Origin of the sequence: Kitasatospora sp. NPDC096204, assembly GCF_044763205.1 — a bacterium.
In the GTDB taxonomy this organism is placed as follows: Bacteria; Actinomycetota; Actinomycetes; order Streptomycetales; family Streptomycetaceae; genus Kitasatospora.
Genome location: NZ_JBIWFT010000002.1, coordinates 400,391 through 421,322 on the forward strand (window position 1 = coordinate 400,391; position 20,932 = coordinate 421,322).

Annotated in this window: 14 protein-coding genes; 4 read left to right on the forward strand and 10 right to left on the reverse strand. The window is 75.4% G+C overall.

Annotated elements, in window-relative coordinates; genetic code table 11:
• Positions 1-51: 51 nt before the first annotated feature.
• Positions 52-1,023 carry an AfsA-related hotdog domain-containing protein gene (locus ACIQ87_RS03425; RefSeq protein ID WP_402400833.1) on the forward strand — a complete coding sequence of 324 codons (972 nt, stop codon included), beginning with the start codon at positions 52-54 and terminating at the stop codon, positions 1,021-1,023.
• A 117-nt stretch (positions 1,024-1,140) separates the two neighbouring features.
• The gene (locus ACIQ87_RS03430; RefSeq protein WP_402400836.1) at positions 1,141-3,741 is read left to right on the forward strand and encodes an AfsR/SARP family transcriptional regulator; all 2,601 of its coding nucleotides are present in this window, start codon (positions 1,141-1,143) and stop codon (positions 3,739-3,741) included.
• A gap of 93 nt (positions 3,742-3,834) precedes the next feature.
• On the opposite strand, the gene ACIQ87_RS03435 is transcribed toward ACIQ87_RS03430, so the two are convergent.
• Together ACIQ87_RS03435 and ACIQ87_RS03440 are read right to left on the reverse strand one after the other, a co-directional pair.
• A complete protein-coding gene (locus tag ACIQ87_RS03435) occupies positions 3,835-6,579 on the reverse strand; it encodes an AAA family ATPase (RefSeq protein ID WP_402400838.1) in 2,745 nt (914 codons plus the stop codon).
• A gap of 148 nt (positions 6,580-6,727) precedes the next feature.
• Complete coding sequence (locus ACIQ87_RS03440) at positions 6,728-7,015, reverse strand: hypothetical protein (RefSeq protein ID WP_402400841.1); 288 nt, start codon at positions 7,013-7,015, stop codon at positions 6,728-6,730.
• 178 nt (positions 7,016-7,193) lie between these two features.
• Here ACIQ87_RS03440 and ACIQ87_RS03445 point away from each other — a divergent pair, with 178 nt between their 5' ends.
• On the forward strand, positions 7,194-8,252 hold the full coding sequence (locus ACIQ87_RS03445) for a hypothetical protein (RefSeq protein ID WP_402400844.1): 1,059 nt from the start codon (positions 7,194-7,196) through the stop codon (positions 8,250-8,252).
• Positions 8,253-8,291: 39 nt separating this feature from the next.
• On the opposite strand, the gene ACIQ87_RS03450 is transcribed toward ACIQ87_RS03445, so the two are convergent.
• The 5 genes from ACIQ87_RS03450 to ACIQ87_RS03470 form a co-directional block, all read right to left on the reverse strand.
• A complete protein-coding gene (locus tag ACIQ87_RS03450; RefSeq protein ID WP_402400847.1) occupies positions 8,292-9,065 on the reverse strand; it encodes a 4'-phosphopantetheinyl transferase family protein in 774 nt (257 codons plus the stop codon).
• A 391-nt stretch (positions 9,066-9,456) separates the two neighbouring features.
• The gene (locus ACIQ87_RS03455) at positions 9,457-10,110 is read right to left on the reverse strand and encodes a LuxR C-terminal-related transcriptional regulator (protein ID WP_392872677.1); all 654 of its coding nucleotides are present in this window, start codon (positions 10,108-10,110) and stop codon (positions 9,457-9,459) included.
• Positions 10,074-11,423, reverse strand: coding sequence for a histidine kinase (locus ACIQ87_RS03460; protein ID WP_402400850.1), 1,350 nt, complete (start codon positions 11,421-11,423; stop codon positions 10,074-10,076). The genes ACIQ87_RS03455 and ACIQ87_RS03460 overlap by 37 nt, the downstream gene beginning before the upstream one ends.
• A 145-nt stretch (positions 11,424-11,568) precedes the next feature.
• Positions 11,569-13,485: a hypothetical protein gene (locus tag ACIQ87_RS03465; RefSeq protein ID WP_402400853.1), complete on the reverse strand. Its 1,917-nt coding sequence runs from the start codon at positions 13,483-13,485 to the stop codon at positions 11,569-11,571.
• A gap of 5 nt (positions 13,486-13,490) precedes the next feature.
• A complete protein-coding gene (locus ACIQ87_RS03470; RefSeq protein ID WP_402400856.1) occupies positions 13,491-14,297 on the reverse strand; it encodes an ABC transporter ATP-binding protein in 807 nt (268 codons plus the stop codon).
• Positions 14,298-14,568: 271 nt separating this feature from the next.
• Here ACIQ87_RS03470 and ACIQ87_RS03475 point away from each other — a divergent pair, with 271 nt between their 5' ends.
• On the forward strand, positions 14,569-15,807 hold the full coding sequence (locus ACIQ87_RS03475) for a cytochrome P450 (protein WP_402400859.1): 1,239 nt from the start codon (positions 14,569-14,571) through the stop codon (positions 15,805-15,807).
• A gap of 78 nt (positions 15,808-15,885) precedes the next feature.
• On the opposite strand, the gene ACIQ87_RS03480 is transcribed toward ACIQ87_RS03475, so the two are convergent.
• The 3 genes from ACIQ87_RS03480 to ACIQ87_RS03490 form a co-directional block, all read right to left on the reverse strand.
• Entirely contained in the window at positions 15,886-19,071 is a 3,186-nt protein-coding gene (locus ACIQ87_RS03480) for an amino acid adenylation domain-containing protein (RefSeq protein WP_402400862.1), read from the reverse strand.
• A gap of 13 nt (positions 19,072-19,084) precedes the next feature.
• Positions 19,085-19,879: a hypothetical protein gene (locus ACIQ87_RS03485; protein WP_402400865.1), complete on the reverse strand. Its 795-nt coding sequence runs from the start codon at positions 19,877-19,879 to the stop codon at positions 19,085-19,087.
• A 205-nt stretch (positions 19,880-20,084) separates the two neighbouring features.
• Positions 20,085-20,846 (reverse strand): thioesterase II family protein, encoded by a 762-nt coding sequence (locus ACIQ87_RS03490; protein ID WP_402400868.1) that lies wholly within the window; start codon positions 20,844-20,846, stop codon positions 20,085-20,087.
• Positions 20,847-20,932 lie beyond the last annotated feature (86 nt).

Here is a 20,932-nt window from a genome sequence, read left to right on the forward strand (position 1 = left end):
GGGCCCGTCGACACCGCGGCCGCCGAGCAGCAGCCGGGTGAGGGAACCGCCATGACCACCGAGAGCACCGCGATCGTCGCCCCGGCACCCGCCGCGGCGCCGGTCCGCCGGGGCGTGCGGCACCTGGTGCACTGCCCTCCCTCGTGGGACCACTACCTGCTCGCGGCCCCCGCCACCGGCGAGGACCGCTTCCTGCTCACCGGCGACATGCCCGGCGACCACCCGCTGTTCAACGACGGGCCCGGCCAGTTCCACGACCCGCTGGTGGTCGCCGAAGCCCTCCAGGAGACCGGCGAGTTCATCGGCCGTCAGTACTTCGGCATCGCCGCCGACCGGCCCGGACTCTACCAGCGGTTCGGCCTGCGGCTCACCGACCTCGCCGCCTGGCGCACCGGCCCCGACCCGGCCCGGATGACCGTCGAACTGTGGGCCGCCCCCACCGGCGCCGCGTCCGGGGCGCCGTCCGGGCTGGACCTGCGGCTGGACGTCTCGCTGGACGACGTGCCGTGCGCGACCGGCGCCGCGGCCCTCGCCTTCGCCCCGGCCGGCCGCGGCGGCCCCGGCTGGCCGCTGCGGGCCGCCTGGCCGGCCCCGGCCGTGCGGCCGGTCACCCCGGCCGAGGTCGGCCGGCTCGACCCGGCCAACGTGGTCGTCGCCGAACCCACCCCGGCCCCCAGCGGCCGGCTCAGCACCTGGGTGCTGCCCAGCCGGCAGAACCCGGCGCTCGGCGCCGCCGCCGGCGGACGGCTGTCCGGCACGCTGCTGCTGGAGGCCGTCCGGCAGTGCGCGGTGCTGACCGCCGGACGGGCCGTCGGGCTGGTGCCCGAGCGGTCCGTGCCGGCCGGCTGCGAGATCCGTTTCCACGGCCGGCCCCGGTCCGCCTCGCCAGTGCGCTGCGCGGCCGTCCCCGGGGCACTCGACCGGGACGCGGCCGGCCGGCCCGCCGTCCCGGTCACCGTCACCCTGGTCCAGGACCGGGTGACGGTCGGGGAGGCCCGGACGCTCGTCGTCCAGGACTTCTGAGGGGGACGGACTCCACGGGAGGCGGACGAGGTGGCAGACGTGGGGGCGTCGCCGCGGGGAGCGGGCGACGGGCGGAGCGGACGGGGGGCAGGGGTGAGGTTCCGGATCCTGGGACCGATGGAGATCGAGGGGGACGGGGGACCGGCGGTACCGCTCACCCCGGGGCCGCCGAAGGTGCGGACCGTCCTGGGCACCCTGCTGGTGCAGGCCAACCAGGTCGTGACGGTCGACACCCTGGTGGCCGAGCTGTGGCGGGACGCGCCGCCGCGCACCGTCAGCACCACGCTCCAGGTCTACATCTCCCAGCTGCGCAAGCTGCTGGACACCGCCGACCCCGGGCACGGACGCGACCTCCTGCTCACCCACGCCCGCGGCTACCGGCTCGCCGTCGAGGACGACGGGCTCGACCTGACCGCCCTGGAGGACCTGCACCGCCGCGGCCGGGAGGCCCTGGCCGCCGGCGACCACCGCGACGCCGCCGACCTCTACCGCAGGGCCGCGGCCCTGCGGCGCGGCCCGCTGCTCTCCGACACCCCGCACGGCCCGCTGCTGGAGTCCGTCGCCACCCAGCTCGCCGAGGCCGAGAGCAGCGCCCTCGCCCACCGGATCCACGCCGACCTGCAACTCGGCCGGCACCACGAGCTGATCGGCGAACTGCGCACGCTCACCGCGCGGTACCCGCTGCGCGAGGAACTGCACGAGCACCTGCTGCTCGCCCTCTACCGGGCCGGCCGGCAGGCCGAGGCCCTCCAGGCCTTCGCCGCGCTGCGCACCCACCTGGTCGCCGAACTCGGCGTCGAACCCGGCCCGTCGGTGCGGCGGCTGCACGGGCGAATCCTCACCGGCGACCCCGAACTGCTGCGCACCCCGGAGCCGGCGGCGGGCGGCCCCACCACGACGCGCGGGCCGGCCGCCGAGCCGCCCGACGTCCGGGCCGGCACCGCGCTGCCCGCCGCCGACCCGGCCTTCACCGGCCGCGGGCCCGCCCTGGCCCTGGTCGAGGAGTTCCTGCGGAACGCGCCCGCCGGCGCGTTCGTCGCGATAGCCGGGCAGCCCGGGGTGGGCAAGACCGCCCTCGCCCTGGAGGCCGCCCACCGCAGCGGGCCCGCCTTCCCCGACGGCCGGCTCTTCCTCGACCTCCAGCCCGAACCCGGCCGGCCGCTGAGCGCGGTCGAGGCGGTCACCGCCCTGCTGCGCCGGCTCGGGGTCCGGCCGGCCGCCGACGCCGGCGCCGGCGAGCTCCTGGACACCTGGCAGCAGGAACTGACCGGGCGCCGGCTGCTGCTGGTGCTCGACAACGTCGACTCCGAGGCGCAGCTGCGCCCGCTGCTGCCCGGCACCCCGGGCAGCGCCGCGATCGTCACCGGCCGCCGGCTGCCGGTGGGGCTCGGCGGGATCCGGCCGGTGGTGCTGGACGTGCCCGATCCGGCCGAGTCCCGGCGGCTGTTCACCGCGGTGGCGGGCCACGGGCGGGAGGCGGCCGAGCCGGAGGCCGTCACCGAGCTGCTGGAGCTGTGCGGCCGCCTGCCGCTGGCCGTCCGGATCGCCGGGGCCCAGCTGACGGCCCGACCGCACTGGAGCGCGGCCACGCTGGTGGAGCGGCTGCGCGAGGAGCGGACCCGGCTCGGCGAGCTGCGGATCGGCGGGCTCGACGCGCGGGCCGCGCTGGTGCGCGCCTACCGCGACGCCGGTCCGGTGCCGCGGTGGGCGTTCCGGCTGCTCGGGCTGCTGCCGGCCGGGCCGTTCGGGCCGGCCGCGGCGGACGCCGTGCTGGGGCTGCCGCGCTCGGAGACCACCCGGCTGCTGGACGAACTGGTCGACGACCGGCTGCTGGTGGCGGGCCCCGAGCAGGGGCGGTACCGGCTGCCGGAGCTGCTGCGGGTGCTGGCCGTGGAACGGCTGGCGGACGAGGAGGGGCCCGCCGAGGCCGCGGCCGCCGTGGAGCGGCTCTGCACGGAGTACGCCCGGGTCGCCACCCAGGTCACCGCCGTGCTGACGCACGGCCTGTCGGCCGACGGCGCCCGGTGGGACACCGCCCAGCTGCGGCCCTCCGACTGGTTCACCCGGGAGCGCGACGCGCTGGTCCGGGCCGTCCGGCAGGCCCACGGGTACGGCCGCTGGGCCGCGGTGGTACGGCTCGCGGGCGCGCTGCGCGGCCACCTCGAGGCGCACGCCGACTGGGGCGCCTGGGCGCGGACGCACGCCCTCGCCCTCGACGCGGCCCGCCGCTGCGGCGACCGCGCCGCCGAGGGCCGCATGCTCCGCTCCCTCGGCGACCTCGCCTGGGAGCAGCGGCGCCCGGCCCAGGCCGAGGAGCACTACGAGCTGGCCCGGCGGATCACGGAGGAGACCGGCGACCGCGCCGAACTCGCCCTCACCCTGGTCGGTCTGGCCGAACTCCGGTGTGACCGCGGCGAGTTCGGCGCGGCGGCGGAGCTGCTCGCGGCCGCCCCCGACGTCGCCGAGCCGCGCCCCCGGTTCGAGGTGCGGCGCGCGCTGGCCCTGCTGGCCCTGGCGGGCGAGGACCACCTCGGTGCCCTCGCCCACTTCACCGCCTGCCGTGACCTCGCCCTCGCCCTGCACGACCGGCGGCTGGAGTCCTTCGCCCGCCGCGCGATCCACGCGCTGCACGGCGACCGGCCGGCCGCGGCCCGGCCCGTCGAGTTCCGACCCGGCGTCTGGCGCCTCCCCCGGCCGGCCCCGTACGTCCTGCGCTGACCCACCGGGGGCCGGGGCCGGGACAGGACGTGGCCGGGCCGGACGACGGTGGTCGTCCGGCCCGGCCGCGCGCGGGGGTCGGCTAGCCGGGGCTCACACCCGGCCGCCGGAGCCGAGCAGGTGCATCTCGGCGGCCAGTTCCTGACGGCGGGTGATGTTGAGCTTCCGGTAGATCCTGGTCAGGTGCTGCTCGACGGTGCTGACGGTGATGTAGAGCTTGGCCGCGATCTCGCGGTTGGTGTGGCCGTACACCGCGAGCATGGCCACCCGCTTCTCGGAGTCGCTGAGCCTGGCCTCCACCTCGACGTGGCCGCCGGCGCAGCGGCCGTCGTCCTCGGCGTCGCCGCCGGGCGGCAGGTCGAGGCCGGGGGCGATCTGCTCGCGCAGGGCGTCCGCGCCGCACTCCTTGGCGAGCTGCCAGGCGCGCCGGTTGACCATGTTGGCCCGGCCGGAGTCGCCGTTCTCCTTCAGCACCCACGCGAAGTCGACCAGGGTGCGGGCGAGCTCGTAGCGGTCCTCGGAGTCCCGCAGCTCGTCGACCGCGCGGGCGAGCAGGGCGTGCCGCTCGCGGGGGTCGCTGAGGGCGGCCCGGACCCGCAGGGTGACGCCGGAGATCCACGGGTGGGCGGCGTCGCGGAAGGCGAGCTGGTCGGTGATCAGTCGGGCGGCCTGCTGGGGCTCGCCGAGCTGGATCAGCGCCTCGGCCGCACCGGTGCGCCACGGGGCGAGCAGCGGCCGGTCGAGCCCCCACCGCTTGAGGGTGCGGCCGATCTCCAGGAAGTCGCCGAGCGCCGCGTGGAAGCGGTGGGTCGCGAGGTGGTACTGGCCGCGGGCCCGCAGGTAGCGGATGCCGTGGATGCTGGTGCCGAGCCCTTCGGGCAGCGGCCGGCTGAGTTCGCGGGCGGCCGTGTCGTGGCGGCCGGCGGCGGTGGCCGCGCGGATCAGGACGGAGGCCACTCCCCCGGCGAACACGCTGCCGCCGCGTTCGGGCAGCAGGTCCAGGGCCGCCTCGGCGTGCTCCCGGGCGCCGGCGAGGTCACCCTGGCGGAGCAGGGCGTCGGCGTACAGGGCGGTGAAGGTCGACTGCCACCCGGGGGCGCCGCGCCGGACGGCCTCCTCCATGAAGACCTGGCACCAGGGCAGCGCGCGGGCCGGTCCGTCGACGCACAGCAGGGCCCGGATGGCCTGCACGATGGGGGCCGCGGTGCCGCCGCCGAGGGTGGCGCCGCGCAGGAACATCTCGGCCGCGGCGACGGTCGCGCCGCCCGCCGAGTACTCGGGGACGGCCCACAGCCCGGCGGGGGCGCAGGGCCTGACCAGCAGGGGTGCGCCGGGGGCGGCCGGCTCGGCCGCGGCCCCGCTCTCGGCCGGGGTCGGGCCGCCGCCCCACCACGGGAAGGCGGAGAGGCCGTCCAGCGGGTCTCCGCCGCGGCCGAACCGGACGGGGTGGGCGACCAGGGCGGGCTGCTCGGCGTCCCGGTCGGCGGTGAAGCGGTCCAGCACCTCGGCCGCCTCGTCGATGCGGCCCTGCTCGGTGAGCAGCCGGGCGAGCGGCCCGAGCCTGGCCTGGCCGAGCCGGCCGGCCCGCAGGGTCTCCAGCGGCCCGGCGAGGTCGCGCTCGGCGGCGCTGGGGTTGGTGCGCCAGGTGATCCCGGCGAGCATGGTGCGGAAGTGGTTGCGCTGCTCGTCGTCGACCCGGCCCCGGTGGGCGAGTTCGAGGCAGGCGGCGGCCCGGTCGGTGTCGCCGTCGGCGAGCAGCTGCTCGGCGGCGGTGGAGAGCACCGCGACCGCCCAGGGCAGGTCGGTGGAGCCGACGCAGAGGAGCTGGGCGGCGACGGCGGCGGTGGGGGCGCCGTCGCGGTAGAGGAGTTCGGCGGCCCGCCGGTGCAGGTCGGCGCGGTCCCGCGGGTCCATCCGGTCCAGCACCGCCTGGCGGGCGACCGGGTGGTGGAAGCGGTGGCCGTCGAGGATGCCGGCGGCGGTGAGCGCGGCGGTGTCGCGGCCGACCGTGCCGGCGGTGCTGTCGAGCATCCGCACGGCGAGGTCGTCCGAGGCGTGCTCGCCGAGGACGGCGGTCACCTCGGCGAGCCGGCGGGCGGCCGGGCCGCAGCGGCGCAGGCAGGCCAGGACGGCCTGGGTGAAGGCGCGGCCGGGCTCGGGGGCCCGTCCGCCGAGGCGGTGCTCCTCGATCAGGGCTCGGAGCAGCAGCGGGTTGCCGCCGGCCACCTCGGCGGGCGGCCGGCCGCCGGCCGGGGCGTCGCGGAGCTCGGCGGCGACCAGCCGGGCCACCGCGTCGGGGCGCAGCCGCTCGGCCCTGATCCGGACGAAGTTGCGGGTGCGCAGCAGCTCGGTGCCGTAGCGGTCCTCCCCGGACTTGTGCAGCGACTCGGTGCAGGCCAGCAGGACCCGGGCGGAGCGGGTGCGGCGGACCAGGTGGAGCAGGTAGCGGCAGGACAGCTCGTCGATGTGGTGCAGGTCGTCGACGCAGATCACCACCGGCGCGGTCTCGGCGAGGCGGTGCACCGCGGCGCACAGCGCCTGCATCACGTCGGTCCGGTCCGGGTCCGCCGCGTGCGCCGGATCGGGCAGGGCCCCGGCCGGGGCGGCCGCCAGCAGCTGGCCGACGACGCCGAGCGCGAGGTCGCGCTCCACGGCGGTGCCGATGGCGCGCAGCACCACCGCCCCGGCGGTGGCGGCCCGTTCGGCGAGGGTTTCCAGGAGTTCGCTCTTGCCGCAGCCGACGGCTCCCTCGATCAGTACGATCCCGGGAATTCCCCGTACGCATTCGTCGAGGGCCGAATCCAACAGATCCAGTTCTCGCTCACGATCGATCAACACTCTTGTCATCCCCCGGTTTCTTCGGTACCGCAGAACCAATCCCGTATGGCGGCGAGGAAAAGCACGGCCCCGTGCTGGGAAGCCCGGGAAATGCGTGCCGGCGGAGTGTCGGCCGACCGGTCTTCACTCCGATCCGCCCGGTCTCGGCTCAGACGGTCCGAATTCTCACCGGGGCGGCCTGGGCGGCGTCCCCGGGCCCGGCGTCGTGGCGGCCGGCGCCCCAGCGGTCGTCCATCGCGCGGATGTCGTTGCGGTCGGCGCCCCAGCGGTCGTCCATCTGCCCGATGTGGGAGAACCTGGCCAGACCCCAGCGGTCGTCCGCGGTGAGCTCGGCGCCGAGGCCCGGGGTGTGCCCGTGGGTGAGCAGGGAGGCGATCACGGCGCCCAGCAGGGCGGTGGGCGCGAGAACCCTGGCCCGGATCGTTGAAAACTTCACGGCTTTCCCCTTGAGCAGTATTGAGCGGGCGTCAGTGCGCCCTGATCCCGCGACAGCCCCGCAGCCAGGCGTCGCTCGGGCCCTACTCTGCCGCTTCCCGAGGCCCCCGTCCGAGTGGATCTCGATGGCGTAAAGTTGCATGGCAGGAACTTCGCAAACGCCGACGGGGGGACGCCAGGTGTTCGGACACCAACCTGTCCAGTCCGGCTTCGCAGAGCTGGACGACCTCAGCGCCCTGGCCTACGGCCACGCCGTCGAGTCCGGCCGGTTCGACCGGGTCGCCATCGCCGCGCGGCTGGAGCTCGAGGACGAGGCCGAGGTCGACCGCATCGAGCAGGTCCTGAAGCTGATGCGCCTGCTCCAGCCCCGACCGGGCGATCCGAGCGTGCTCGTCCCGGTCAGCCCGGACGTCGCCGCCGCCGACCTGGTCGGGCCCGCCGAGCACCACATCCGGGACCTCAAGCAGGCGGTCACCGACGTGCGCAGCAAGCTGCTGTCGCTGACCCCGCTGTACTACGAGGGCCGGCGGCTGCGGAACCGGGTCGAGGCCTTCGACGTCGTCAACGACGTCGACACGATCCAGAACATGCTCGACCAGCTCGGCCAGACCTGCCGCAAGGAGGTGCTGACCGTCCAGCCCGGCGGCGGCCGCCCCGCCACCCTGCTGCCCGCCGCCCGCCGGTCGGCCGAGGGGATGCTGGGGCGCGGGGTGCGGATGCGCACCATCTACCAGCACACCGCCCGCTGCGACCTGGCGACCAAGTCGTACGTCCGGGACGTCACCGCGCTCGGCGCCGAGGTCCGCACCGCGGACCAGGTGATCGACCGGATGCTCGTCTACGACCGGGAGACGGTCTTCCTGCCCGCGCGTGTCGCGGGCGAGACGACCATGGGCGCGGCGATCGTCCGCGAGCCGACCCTGGTGGCCTTCGTGTGCGCGGTCTTCGAGCACCTGTGGGAGAACGCCAGCCCGTTCGTCGCGGACACCCCGAAGGCCGCCCCGAGCACCGACGAGCTCAAGCTGTCGATCATCCGACTGATGGCCCGCGGCCACAAGGACGAGATGGTGGCCCGCCGGCTCGGCATGTCGGTGCGCACCTGCCGGCGCCACATCTCGGAGATCACCGAGGAACTGGAGGCGGCCAGCCGGTTCCAGGCGGGTTACAACGTGGCGCTGGCACGGTTGTTGGAGAGCGAGTCCGCGCTCGTCACGCCGGAGGACGGCGAGCCGGTCTAGGCCGGGGGTCGCGGGGCGGGTTCCGGGGAGGATCGTCCCTCACCCCCGGCCCGGACGGGGCTCGTAGAGCGCGGCGCTGACGTAGTGTCCGCTGTCCAGCTCGAAGGTGCGGAAGACCCACTCGCGGTGGCTCCCGGCGCTGCCGTCGGGGCGTTCGACCCGCACCGGGGTGTCGTCCGGGCCGAAGCCGAACTCGGTGAAGTCGAAGGACCGGCCCGGCCCGAGGGCCTTGCGGTAGGCCTCCTTGCGGTTCCACAGCCGCACCAGGGCCGGGTTGCGCTGCTCCTCGGGCCGGGTGGCGAGGGCGACCAGCTCGTACGGGGTGCACAGGTGGCGGTCCAGGCCCTGCGGGTACAGCTGGCGCTCGGCGCTCTCGACGTCCACGCCGATCAGGCCGCGGGTGGTCAGGCCGACCAGCAGCAGGTCCCCGGACAGGCTCAGGCCGACGTCGAGCCGGTCGTGTCCGCGCAGGTACGGACGGCCGGTGGGGCCGTAGACGAGTTCGGCGCCGTCCGGGTCGCCGTCGAACAGCGTGCCCGCCGCGCGCCGCAGCAACTCCCGGGAGGCGGCGTAGCGGTGGACCACGTCGGGGCCGGCCAGACCCAGGTAGCGCGACCAGTCCCGGCCGAGCGAGCCGGCCGGGGCCCCGTCGGCCGACGGGCGCGCCTCCAGCCGGGCGAGGCGGGTGTAGATCAGCACGGTGCCGTGGTCGGACAGGTCCGCCCTCGCCCGGCTCCAGGCGTCGCCGCCGGAGTCCACCTCGATCGGGTCGCCGACCGGCAGGCCGAGCGTGGAGTTCCCCGGCTGTGTCATGCCTTCTCGCTCCAGAACTGTGGGGTTTTCCCCGGAGGTCGCCCACCCCGGGGTCGTACGCGGAACAAACCGGAAGTCGATCGTCCCTTCCGGCACCGCGAGCTCCTGTCCGGGGCCTGCGACTTCGGGCGGCGCGCCCGAACTATCCGATCCAACGGACAGGCAACCCACGATCGTTCACGGATCGAGACGGAAATGACCACGCCTTTGCCCACATCACACCAGGCTTTTACCTTGTGCGAAACCCCTCGCCTGTGACACCTCTGCGGCCCGCCCCCGGACACCCCTCCAGCATGGCCGACGCCACTAAAGCACCACTAGGGCCCGGCCCGGGCCCTGGGCCCGGTCGTCAAGGCCCGGCCGTCAGGGCCCGGTCGTCAGGGCCCGGCCGTCAGGGCCTGGTCCCGTCGAGGTAGGCCAGGACGGCCAGCACCCTGCGGTTCTCGCCGTCGGAGACGCCGAGGTTGAGCTTGGCGAAGATGTTCGAGGTGTGCTTGCTGACGGCCCCCTCGCTGAAGTGCAGGCGCTGGGCGATCGCCGCGTTCGACAGGCCCTCGGCCATCAGCGCCAGCACGTCCCGCTCGCGCGGCGTGAGCAGGGCCAGCGGCTGGTCGTAGGCGTTGCGGGCGAGCAGCCGGGAGATCACCTGCGGGTCCATCACCGTGCCGCCGGCCGCCACGGTGTGCACCGCGTCGACGAACTGGTCGGCCTTGGACACCCGGTCCTTGAGCAGGTAGCCGACACCGCCGACGCCGTCCGCGATCAGCTCGCGCGCGTACAGCTGCTCGACGTGCTGGGAGAGCACCAGCACGGGCAGCCCCGGCTGCTCCCGGCGGGCGGCCAGCACCACCTGGAGCCCCTCGTCGGTGAAGGTGGGCGGCAGCCGGACGTCCACCACCGCGATGTCGGGCCGGTGCTCCGCGAGGGCCGCGGCCAGCTCCGGGCCGCTCTCCACCGCCGCGACGATGTCGTGCCCGTGGGCACGCAGCAGCAGGGCCAGTCCATCCCTCAGGAGGACGAGGTCCTCGGCGAGGACAACACGCACGGTAGCTCCATGATCAGCCGGGTCGGCCCCCCTGGGGGGCTGCTCAGCGTGAGCGTACCGTCGAAGGCCGCCAGCCTGCGCTGGATGCCCCGCAGGCCACTGCCCTGGCCGGGGTCCGCCCCGCCCTGCCCGTCGTCGGTCACCTCGGCACGCAACAGCCCGGCGGCGTGCGACAGTTCGACGGTCGCGGCGCGGGCCCCGCCGTGCTTGACGGCGTTGGTCAGCGCCTCGCTGACGGCGAAGTAGACCGCGGACTCGACCGGCGACTCGGCCCGGCCCGGCAGGTCGGCCAGGACCTCGACCCGCAGCGGCACGTCCAGCGCCAGGGCGCGCACCCCCTCGACCAGTCCGCGCTCGGCGAGCACCGGCGGGTGGATGCCGCGGACCAGGTCGCGCAGCTCCTGCAGGGCCTGGGTGACGTTCTCCTGAGCCTCGGTCACCACCTGCTTGGCGCCGGACGGATCGCGGTCGATCAGCGCCGCGACCGCGCCCAGCCGCAGGCTCACCGCGACCAGCCGGGCCTGGGCGCCGTCGTGCAGGTCGCGTTCGATCCGGCGCAGCTCGGCGGCCTGGGCCTCGGTGGCGTCCAGCCGGATCTCGGTCAGCTGCTCGACCCGCCGGGCGAGCCGGGAGCGTTCGGTGGGGCCGAGCAGGGCGCGCGTCCAGTGGCCGTACAGCCACAGCGACGGCGCCGCGAGGGCCAGGCCGGCGAGGGTCAGCGCGAGACCGAGCACGGGCGCCAGCGCGCCGCCCAGCGGCAGCAGTTCGTAGCCGGGGCCGGGCGGCAGCACCGGCTGGGCGAGCCCGTACAGGCCGTAGCCGGTCAGCAGCGGGGCGGCGAGCGCGATCACGCCGCCGACCAGCGGGTTGAGCAGCACCCACAGCGCGTCCCGCCAGGTCGCCGGGTCGTTCCACAGCCAGCGGACGGTGCGCGAGATGTCCGCGAACCAGCGGCTCTTGTGGTAGTCGTGGCCGGTCCAGAACCAGCCGTGCAGGGTGCGCTCCAGCGCCGGGCGCGGCGAGTACGGCGACGGGACGGGCACCCGCGACCAGTGGCCGGCCACCCAGCGGGCGCGCTCGGCGGCCGCCCGGACCAGCCTGGTCGCGGCCGGGAAGAGCGGGAAGACGCCCAGGCAGCACCAGAGCAGGAAGCCGACCAGGGACACCGCCAGCAGCAGCGCCGTCACCGGGGTCAGGAGGGCCAGGACGACGAGGCGGCCGAGCGCCGGCGCGGCCCGGCGCAGGGCCCCCGCCGCGTCGGTCGGCGCGGCGTCGCTCGGCTCCACGGCCGCTCGGGACTGCGTGCTGGTCACGGCACCTCCGGTGCGGGGTCGGGCGGGACCGCCGGACGGGCGGCCGCGCTGGTCATGATCCCAGCCCGGCGCGGCGGGCACGGGACGCAGCCCGGCCCGCCCTGACGGGGGTCCAGGGCGGGCCGGGCCGGGCGGGCGGTCCTGGTCAGCGGACCGCCGCCCGCTCTCGCGGCGCCTCGGTGGGCCGGGGCGCCTCGTGGTCGGGGGTGCCGGGCCGGTTGGCCCGGACGAGCAGGTAGACGCTCCAGAAGCAGACCAGGCCGAGCACCATGAAGGCCGCCGCCACCGGGATCTGCAGGGCCGACGGGGCGTACAGGGCGACGAACCAGGACCGGGTCGGCACGCCGAAGGCCGACAGGCACAGCGCCACCGCCCCCTGCGGGGCGAAGCTCAGGATGCCGAGCGTGATCAGGGTGCCGACGGCCACGGCACGGCCGCCGGAGAGGTCGCCCAGACCGCCGGCCTCGGACACCGAGCCGTCCTGCGTCTCGGACTTCGCCGCCTCGGGCGCCCGGCGCACGCCCTTGCGCATCACGTCGAGCAGCTCGGGCCCGCGGTTCTCCAGCCGGCGCTGGGCCGCCCGGCCCAGGGCCCAGGCGTACAGCAGGCCGGTGGCCAGGCCGACCACCACGCCGGCCCAGCGCAGCGGCGCGCTGTCCAGCACCGTGCCGGCCACCACCACGCCCACGGCGGGCAGGGCGCAGAACAGCTGGAACAGCAGCACCACCAGGGTCTGCAGGCGGACCTGGTCGCCGCTCTCGTCGTTGAAGCCGTCCAGCGGGTTGCCGCCGGGCCGGTCGGGGAACGGCGCGGCGCCGAGCACCGACATCAGCGGGATCAGGCCGGCCGCGCCGCCGAGCACGGCGGGCAGGACGGCGAGCACCCACGGCCAGGCCCAGCCGGCCGAGGAGACCGCGGTCAGCGCCAGGGTCAGCACCAGGGCGACCGGGGCGACGATCAGCAGCCAGGTCACCTGCCGGGCCCGGACGTCGACCCGCTCGGCACCCGGGACGACCAGGGTCAGCCAGATCGCCCCGGCGTCCAGGCCGTACAGGTTGGCGCACAGCGCGCCGGCGAACAGCGCGGCGACCACGCCCGTCCACGGCAGCATCACCTGGAAGCCGCTGAGCAGCGGCAGCAGGCCGGTGAACACGCCCGTCCACAGGGCGATCCGCAGGAAGCGGGCCCGGCGCGGGTCACGCGCCCACAGCCGCAGTTCCTTGCCCATCACGGCGCCGCCGACGGAGTCCGGCAGCAGCCCGCCGGTGCCACGGGCGGAGCCCTGCTGGGCCTTGCCGCCGGTGGTGCCCCGCACCAGCTGCCGGGACAGCATGGCCGTCCAGACCGCGAACAGCAGCAGGCACAGCGCCGCCAGCCCGCCCAGGGCGGCGGCGACCGTCGCCCAGTCCGAGCGCCGGGCGGCGTCGACCGCGACCACGGACCAGCCCGAGGGCAGCAGCCGCACCACGGTGCCGGCGTTCGCCGCCCACTCGCCGGTGAACAGCTTGATGAAGAAGCCGATCGCGAACCAGCCGGTGTTCAGGAAGGCCACCACGAAGCCGACCACCAGCGAGGAGACCTCCCAGCCGAGGCGCGAACGCACCACGCTGCCCAGGCCCTGCATGGTGAACTTCGCCAGCACCACCACGAACAGCAGCTGCAGCAGGGTGGCGGGGACGGCGACCAGGAGGGGCAGCAGCCCCAGGCAGGCGCCGCGGACGATCAGCACGCTGAACGCGACCAGGCCGAGCAGCGGGGTGATGCCGATGAAGCCGGCGCCCAGCAGCCCGAGGGCCAGGGTGCGCGGGCGCAGCGGCACCAGGGTGAAGTAGTCGAGCCGCAGTGTCGCGTCACCGCCGGTCAGCATCGGCCCGAGGGCCCAGCCGAGGGTCCACAGCAGCATCACCACGGCCAGCACGCCGACCCCGGCCTGCGGGGTGTCGTAGTCCACCAGGCCCAGCAGCGCGGTGCCCACCGCGACCAGGCCGCCGAACACCGCCCCGAGGATCAGGCTCGCGGCCCGGGGCCCGGACATCGACCGCCGCAGGACGGTCAGTTTCATCCCGCTCAGGACGCCAACCACGACAGCCCCTCCGCTCCTCCGGTACGGGCGCCGACCAGCTCGACGAAGACGTCCTCCAGGGTGCGGCCGGCCCGGACCTCGGACACCGTGCCGGCGGCCACCACGCGGCCCTTGGCGATCACGCCGACGTGGTCGCAGAGCTGCTCGACCAGGGCCATCACGTGGCTGGAGAAGACCACCGAGCCGCCGGAGGCGACGAAGCGCTGGAGGATGACGCGGATGGTCGCGGCGGACACCGGGTCGACGGCCTCGAAGGGCTCGTCGAGCACCAGCAGCCGGGGGGCGTGCAGGAGGGCGGTGGCCAGGCCGATCTTCTTGCGCATGCCGGTGGAGTAGTCGATCACCAGCGTCCGCTCGGCCTCGGTCAGCTCCAGGACGGTCAGCAGTTCCTCGGCCCGGGCGTCCACCGTGCGGGCGTCCATGCCGCGCAGCCGGCCCAGGTAGTGCAGCAGCTCACGGCCGGTCAGTCGCTCGGGCAGCATCATGCCGTCGGGCAGCACCCCGACCAGGGACTTGGCGTGGACCGGGTCGCTCCAGACGTCGACCCCGAAGATCTCCGAGGTCCCCGCGTCCGGCCGCAGCAGGCCCACCGCCATCGACAGGGACGTGGTCTTGCCCGCGCCGTTGGGGCCCACCAGTCCGTAGAACGACCCGCTCGGCACGACCAGTTCGACGCCGTCCACCGCGGTGTACGCTCCGAACCTCTTGCGCAGACCCGACAGCCGCAGCGCCGGCGCCCGCTCGTCGACCGGCGGACGGGATCCCTGGCCCGCGTGCACCGTTCCTCGCACCTCTTCCTCCCACCTCACCCGCGGCCACCGCCGCCCGTCACCGCCTCGCAGCTCCGAGCGGCTCGTCAACGACACTAGGCGGCGGCGAAGGTGAGCAGAATCCACCTTCGCCCCCGTCAGGGGGTGGGTCTGGACCCACCCCTACGGAGCGTGCGCCCACGAAGGGGTCGAGGTCGCCCGGTTAGGGGTTCAGCACCACAGGATCCGCACATACCGTCCGACCGCAGGACCGTCCTGCTGACCACGCGTCGACCCGGCCGGAGGCGTACCCATGCCCACCCTGTCCGACAGCGAGCTGGACACCCAGCTGCGCACCGCCCGTGCGGCCCTGAAGTCCGTGGGCGCACTCGGCGACATCTACGCCCAGCTGCTGCTCGGCCAGGAGGACCCGTACCCGCTGTACGAGCGGATGCGCCCGCGCGGGCCGCTGCAGCGCAGCATGATCGGGTCCTGGCTGGTCGTCGACCGGGCGCTGGCCGACGAGATCCTGCGCGACCGGCGCTTCGGCCGGCGCACCACCAAGGGCGAGTGGCCGGAGGGCCCGTCCGACTTCGACAACTCCTTCCTGGCGATGGACCCGCCCGACCACACCCGGCTGCGCCGGATCGCCACCCCGGCGTTCGGGCCGCGTGTGGTGGCGGCGTTCCGGCCCGAGGTCGAGCGCGCCTGCCACGAGCTGCTGGACCGGGTCGACACCGGCGCCCCGTTCGACCTGATGGACGCCTACGCCAAGCAGGTGCCGGCGCGGGTGATCGGCGCGCTGTTCGGCATCCCCGAGCAGGAGCAGCCGCGCTTCGACGAGCTCTGCCGGGGCCTGAGCCTGGTCCTGGACGGCGTGGTCTCGCTCGCCGAGGTCAAGGAGCTGCAGGCCGCCGTGGACGGCACCAGGGAGCTGTTCACCGAGCTGCTGGAGCTGCGCCGCCGCTCCCCCGGCGACGACCTGGTGAGCCGGCTGCTGGCGGACGTGGACGCCGAGCGGCTGACCGCCGAGGAGCTGGTCGCGATGTGCGGGATGCTCGCTCTGGCTGGCACCGAGACCACCGTCAACCTGATCGGCAACGGCACCCTGGCCATGCTGGGCGAGCGCGCGGTCTGGGAGCGGCTGTGCGCGGACCCGGAGCTGGCGCCGCGCGCCGTCGAGGAGTCGGTGCGCTACGACACCTCGGTGCTGATGCAGAGCCGCTTCACCCACCAGGAGATCGAGATCGCCGGGCGCCGGCTGCCGGTGGACGCCCAGGTGATCATCCTCACCGGCGCCTGCAACCGCGACCCCGCCGCGTACGCCGAGCCGGACCGCTTCGACCTGGACCGCACCGGCGAGCCGGACCACATCTCCTTCTCCAGCGGCATCCACTACTGCCTCGGCGCCCCGCTCGCCAAGCTGGAGGCGGAGGTGGCCTTCCGGGTGCTGTCGCAGCGCCTGCCGGGGCTGCGCCAGGCCGGCCCGGTGCGCCGGCGGCTGTCGCCGTTCATCCGCGGTTTGCACGCCTTCCCGGTGACGGCCTCCTGACAGCCGCACGCGAAGCACCGAGGCCCTGCCGGACGTCCGGCAGGGCCTCGGTGCTTCGGTGCTTCGGTGCTTGGCGGGTCAGTCCTTCTTCTCCGCCGTTCCTTCGATGAACTCGGCGATCTGACGCGGCGTCGGCATGGCGAAGACGTCCGCCAGGCCCAGCCGCACGCCCAGCTTCTCCTCGATCCGCTGCGCCAGTTGGGCGCCGAGCAGTGAATGCCCGCCGCTGGCGAAGAAGTTGGAGTCCGCGGAGAGGTCCGAGCGGGACAGCAGCGACGCCCAGATCGCCACCAGCGCGCCCAGCAGGCCCTCTTCCTCCTCCGCCCGCGCCTGCGTTCCGGCCTCGGCGGCCCGGTCGGCGCGCCGTTCCTCGGCGATCCGGGTCAGCCGCGGGTAGTCGACCTTCTCCGTGACGGTCTTGGGCAGTTCGTCGAGCAGCACGAAGTCGTGCGGCACGGCCGCCCTGGGAAGCCGGTCGCGGGCGTGCTCCCAGAGCCGGTCGCCGATCCCGCGGGCCGCCTCGTCCGCCTCCGCCCCGGACTGGCCCGGCTTGCGCGGCACCTCGACGAAGGCCACCAGCAGGCCGTCCGCGCTGGTGTCCCCGGCGACCACGACCGCGGCCCCCTCGGCCTCCGGGTGCTCGGCCAGCACCGCCTCGACCTCGCCGAGCTCGATCCGGTTGCCGCGCAGCTTGATCTGCCGGTCGGCCCGGCCGAGCAGCTCCAGGCCGGCGTCCGGGCTCCATCGGGCCTGGTCGCCGGTGCGGTAGTACCGCCCGTAGCGGGGGTGCTCGCGGAACTTCTCGGCCGTCAGCTCCGGGCGCCCGTGGTACCCGAGGGTGACGCCGTCGCCCGCGATGCACAGTTCGCCGCGCACCCCGAGCGGCAGTTCCCGGCCGTCCGGGTCGGCGACGAACACCCGGGTGTTGCGGATCGGGCGTCCGACGCCGATCCGCTCCGCCGACTCCATGACGGCGCCGGTGGACCACACCGTGGTCTCGGTCGGCCCGTACAGGTTGCGCAGTTCGGCGCCGGTGGCCAGCAGCCGCCGGGCCAGCGCGGGCGGCATCGGCTCGCCGCCGCAGACCAGCCGGCAGCCCGCCAGCTCCCCGCCGGCCTCGTCCAGGACGAGGCGCCAGGTGGTGGGGGTGGCCTGGATGACGTCCACCCGGTGGCGGCGCAGCACCTCGGCGAGCGCCCGGCCGTCGGTCCTCGCCGTGTCCGGGGCGACGACCAGCCGGCCGCCCGCGAACAGCGGCAGGAACAGGTCCATCACCGACATGTCGAAGGCGAAGGTGGTCATCCACAGGCCGCCGTGCTCCGGCGTCAGGCGCATCTCCTCGCGGAAGTGCGCCACCAGGTTGGCCAGGTTGCCGTGGCTGACCAGGGTGCCCTTGGGGCGGCCGGTCGAGCCGGAGGTGTAGATCAGGTAGGCGCGGGTGTCCGGTGCGCCGGCGCCGTCGAGCGAGCGGGACGGGTCGGCGGCCGGGGCGTCCTCGACGGTGACCAGCGGGACGGCCGAGCGGGGCCGGCCGTCGGCCGCCGTGTCCTCGGGCAGGGTGATCCCGGGGCCGGTGACGACGGTGCGGGTGCCGGAGTCGGCGAGGGTGTCGGCGACCCGGTGGTCCGGGTGGTCCGGGTCGATCGGCAGGTAGGCGGCGCCGGCCAGCCAGATGCCGAAGACGGCGGCGACCAGGTCGGGGCCACGCCGGGCGCACAGGCCGACGATCTCGCCGGGGGTGACGCCGGCCTCCCGCAGCTGTTCCCGGGTGGCGACCGCGGCGTTCCACAACTGCCGGTAGCTGACGGTGCGTTCGCCGTCCTGGACGGCCGGGGCGTCCGGTGTCAGGGCGGCGTGGCGGGCGACGGCGGCGAGGACGGTCGGCGGGACGTCGGTGCGCCCGGTCCGGTTGGCGGCCTCGATCAGCTCGGTGTCGGCGGCGCCGCGCAGCGGGTGCTCGCCGACCGGGAGGTCCGGGTCGGCGCCGAGCGAGACCAGCAGGGCGTCGTAGCGTTCCAGCAGCCGCTCGACCTCGGCGGCGGTGTGCACGTCGGTCGAGTAGCGGCCCTTGACCCGCAGCGCGTCGCTGCCGGGGGCCGCGACGAACTCCAGGTCGAACTTGCTGGTGCCGTTCTCCAGGCTGACCGCGGCGGCCTGCCGGCCGGCGATGGCGAAGGGCGGGAGCCCGCCGCCGGGCGCGTAGTTGAACAGGTGCCGGAACGCGGTGGTGCGCCAGGAGCCGCCGGTGCGGGGCAGTTCGGGCAGCATCAGGTCGATCGGGACGTCGGCGTGCGCGAGGGCGTCGAAGTACCCCGTCCGCGCCCGGGCGACCAGCTCCCGGAAGCCGCCGCCGAGGTCGACCGGCAGCCGCAGCGGCAGCACGTTGACGTGGTAGCCGACGGCCCGGGCGGTCCGCTGGTCCCGGACGTTGACGGGGGTGCCGACCACGATGTCGGGACCGGCGCCGTGCCGGGCCAGCAGCAGGTCGAAGGCGGCCAGCAGGACGACCGCCTCCGGGGCGCGCAGCTCGCGCTGCAGCCGGACGAGCGCGTCGGCGGCCGCCTGCGACAGCACCCGCTCGACGTGGCCGCCGGCCAGGGTCGGCTCGGTGGTCTCGTCCTCACCGAGCCACAGGTCGAGTTCGTCGGCCCGGTAGCCGGCCAGGCCGCGGCGCCAGAACTCGACGCTCTCCCCGCTGGGGGCGGCCGACTCGACGACGGGGACCTCGGGCAGCAGCTCCGCGGGGACCGGGCGACCGGCGAGCGCGGCGTCGTACGCGGCGGCCAGCTCCTCGAACAGGAAGGTCGCCGAGATGGTGTCGAAGACCAGGTGGTGGGCGGCGACGCAGACCACGTCGCCCGCGGGCGTGTGCAGGTGCCGCAGCCGCACCAGCGGACGGTCGGTCACCGCGAAGGCGTGCCGGGCCAGGGCGGCGAGTTCCGCGTCGACGGCGTCCTCGGCGATCTGCGCGTACTCCGGCTCGAACGCGGCCTCGGCCTCCGTCAGGAGCCGGTGCAGCAGCCGGCCCTCCCGCACCTCGAAGCCGGTCCGCAGCACCTGGTGGCGGCGGACCAGCAGCCGGGCGGCCCCGGCCAGCGCGGCCGGGTCCAGCGCGGTGTCCACCCGGAAGGCGACCGCGACGGTGTTGGCCGCGGTGCCGGGGACGAGCCGGTCCATCAGCCAGAGGGCCTCCTCCTTCGGCGTGACCGCCGTCGCCGCCCGCGCCGGCTCGCCGGCGTCGTTCTTGCGTACCAGGCGTCGCATCTGTCGGTTCCCCCTAGCGCGCCGCGAGCAGGTCGGACACCGCGGCGGCGACCTCCGGCCGGCGCAGCAGCTCGTGCCGGTCGATGGCGAAGGGCAGCTCCCGCGCGCCCAGGTGCAGTCCGTCGACCGGGGTGTCGGAGCTGACCACGGTGGAGGTGCTGACGTCCGCGGCCGTGGTGACCTGCGTCGCGGCGACCAGGTAGGCGAGGTAGGAGTCGAACATGGCCATCAGCTCGGCGCGGCGGTCGGCGTCCAGGCCGACCCGCTCCAGGCCGAGGTCGCCGTACTCGCGGTAGAGCGCGACCAGTGCGGCACCGACCGCGACCGGATCGGTCTCGGTCTCCTGCATCCGGTAGCCGGCGCTCTGGGCCGCCTGGATCTCCTCGGGGGTCAGCACGCCCGCCAGCCGGTCGACCAGCTTGTGGAACTGCCAGTACATGACCAGCGGGCTGACCGGCTCGGGGTCGAACAGCACCGTCACCGGGTGGTGGCCCTGGCGGGCGGCGATCTTCTCGCCGAGCGCCGAGCCGAAGATCCCACCGACGCAGAAGCCGAGCACGCCGCGGACGACCGCGCCCACGGGCAGCGCCTCGATCCAGCGGTCGAGGTAGTCGTCGCCGCGCATGCCGGTCTCCTCGCCGGGCGCGGGCTGCATGGTCTCCCAGACCGAGTACGGTCCGTCCAGCATGGGCACCAGGTCGCCGAAGGCGGCCTCGGCCCGGCCCGGGGCAAAGAAGTCGACGGCGAGGACGAGGTCCGTCGGGTCTCCGCTGTGCAGCACCCGCCAGGGGGTGGTGTGCTCGGCCATGTCGGTTCTCCAAGAGGGGATGGAAACGGCGCGGAGTCCGCCCGTTCCTCTGCGGTCAGGCTAGGGACGGGGGTTCGCGGCGGGCACCCCTGTCGGAACCCCTACCACCCCCCGGTGCTGCGACGGTCGGGCCGCCGCGGCGGCCCGGGCCCGGTTCCCGCCCCGGGCCCCGGCGGGCGGGGGGCGGGAACCGGGCCGTTCGGGGTCAGCCGGCCGACACCCGGGCCAGCCGGTCGGCGATCCTGCCGTTGATGTCCCGCTGGTGGTGGGCCAGGAAGAAGTGCCCGCCCGGCAGGACGGTCAGGTCCGAGCCGCCGGTGGTGTGCCGCTCCCACGCCCGGGCCTCGTCGATGGTGGTCTTCGGGTCGTCGTCGCCGGTCAGCACGTGCACCGGGGCGGCGATCACGGCGTCCGGCTCGGGCCGGTAGGTCTCGATCGCGGTGTAGTCGGCGCGGATCGCCGGAAGGATCATCCGCAGCAGCTCCTCGTCGCCGAGCAGGGCGGCGTCGGTGCCGCTGAGCTCGTGCAGCTCGCGGACGATGCCGTCGTCGTCGCGCAGGTGCACCGTCTCGTCCCGGACGCAGGACGGCGCGCGGCGGCCGGAGGCGAACAGCGCCACCGGGCCGTTGCCCTCCCGCTCCTGACGGCGGGCCACCTCGAACGCCAGCACGGCGCCCATGCTGTGGCCGAAGAAGACGGTCGGGCGGTCGGCCCAGGGGGCGAGCGCGGCGTGGACGAGGTCGGCCAGCTCGGGTATGGAGTCGACGCACGGCTCGGTGCGGCGGTCCTGGCGGCCCGGGTACTGCAGGCACAGCACGTCGGTGCGGTCGGCGAGGGCCGCCGACACCGGGAAGTAGAAGCTCGCCGAACCGCCTGCGTGCGGGAAGCAGACCAGCCGGGTCGGGCTGTCGTCGTTCGGGTGGAAGCGCCGGACCCACAGGGCGGCCTGGCTCACGGACACGGACATCTCAGGGTGTTCCCCTCGTCGGTCCGCCGCCCCGGGGCCGGGGCGGCGGAGGGTTTCCAGAGCCCGGCCGGGGCGCGCGGTGCGGG

What these genes read in the sequence shown, in the direction of transcription:
- ACIQ87_RS03425 (WP_402400833.1), top strand. Translation starts at nt 52, where the DNA reads ATGACCACCGAGAGCACCGCGATCGTCGCCCCGGCACCCGCCGCGGCG.
- ACIQ87_RS03430 (WP_402400836.1), top strand. Translation starts at nt 1,141, where the DNA reads ATGGAGATCGAGGGGGACGGGGGACCGGCGGTACCGCTCACCCCGGGG.
- ACIQ87_RS03490 (WP_402400868.1), bottom strand. Translation starts at nt 20,846, where the DNA reads ATGTCCGTGTCCGTGAGCCAGGCCGCCCTGTGGGTCCGGCGCTTCCAC.
- ACIQ87_RS03485 (WP_402400865.1), bottom strand. Translation starts at nt 19,879, where the DNA reads ATGGCCGAGCACACCACCCCCTGGCGGGTGCTGCACAGCGGAGACCCG.
- ACIQ87_RS03465 (WP_402400853.1), bottom strand. Translation starts at nt 13,485, where the DNA reads ATGAAACTGACCGTCCTGCGGCGGTCGATGTCCGGGCCCCGGGCCGCG.
- ACIQ87_RS03480 (WP_402400862.1), bottom strand. Translation starts at nt 19,071, where the DNA reads ATGCGACGCCTGGTACGCAAGAACGACGCCGGCGAGCCGGCGCGGGCG.
- ACIQ87_RS03475 (WP_402400859.1), top strand. Translation starts at nt 14,569, where the DNA reads ATGCCCACCCTGTCCGACAGCGAGCTGGACACCCAGCTGCGCACCGCC.
- ACIQ87_RS03450 (WP_402400847.1), bottom strand. Translation starts at nt 9,065, where the DNA reads ATGACACAGCCGGGGAACTCCACGCTCGGCCTGCCGGTCGGCGACCCG.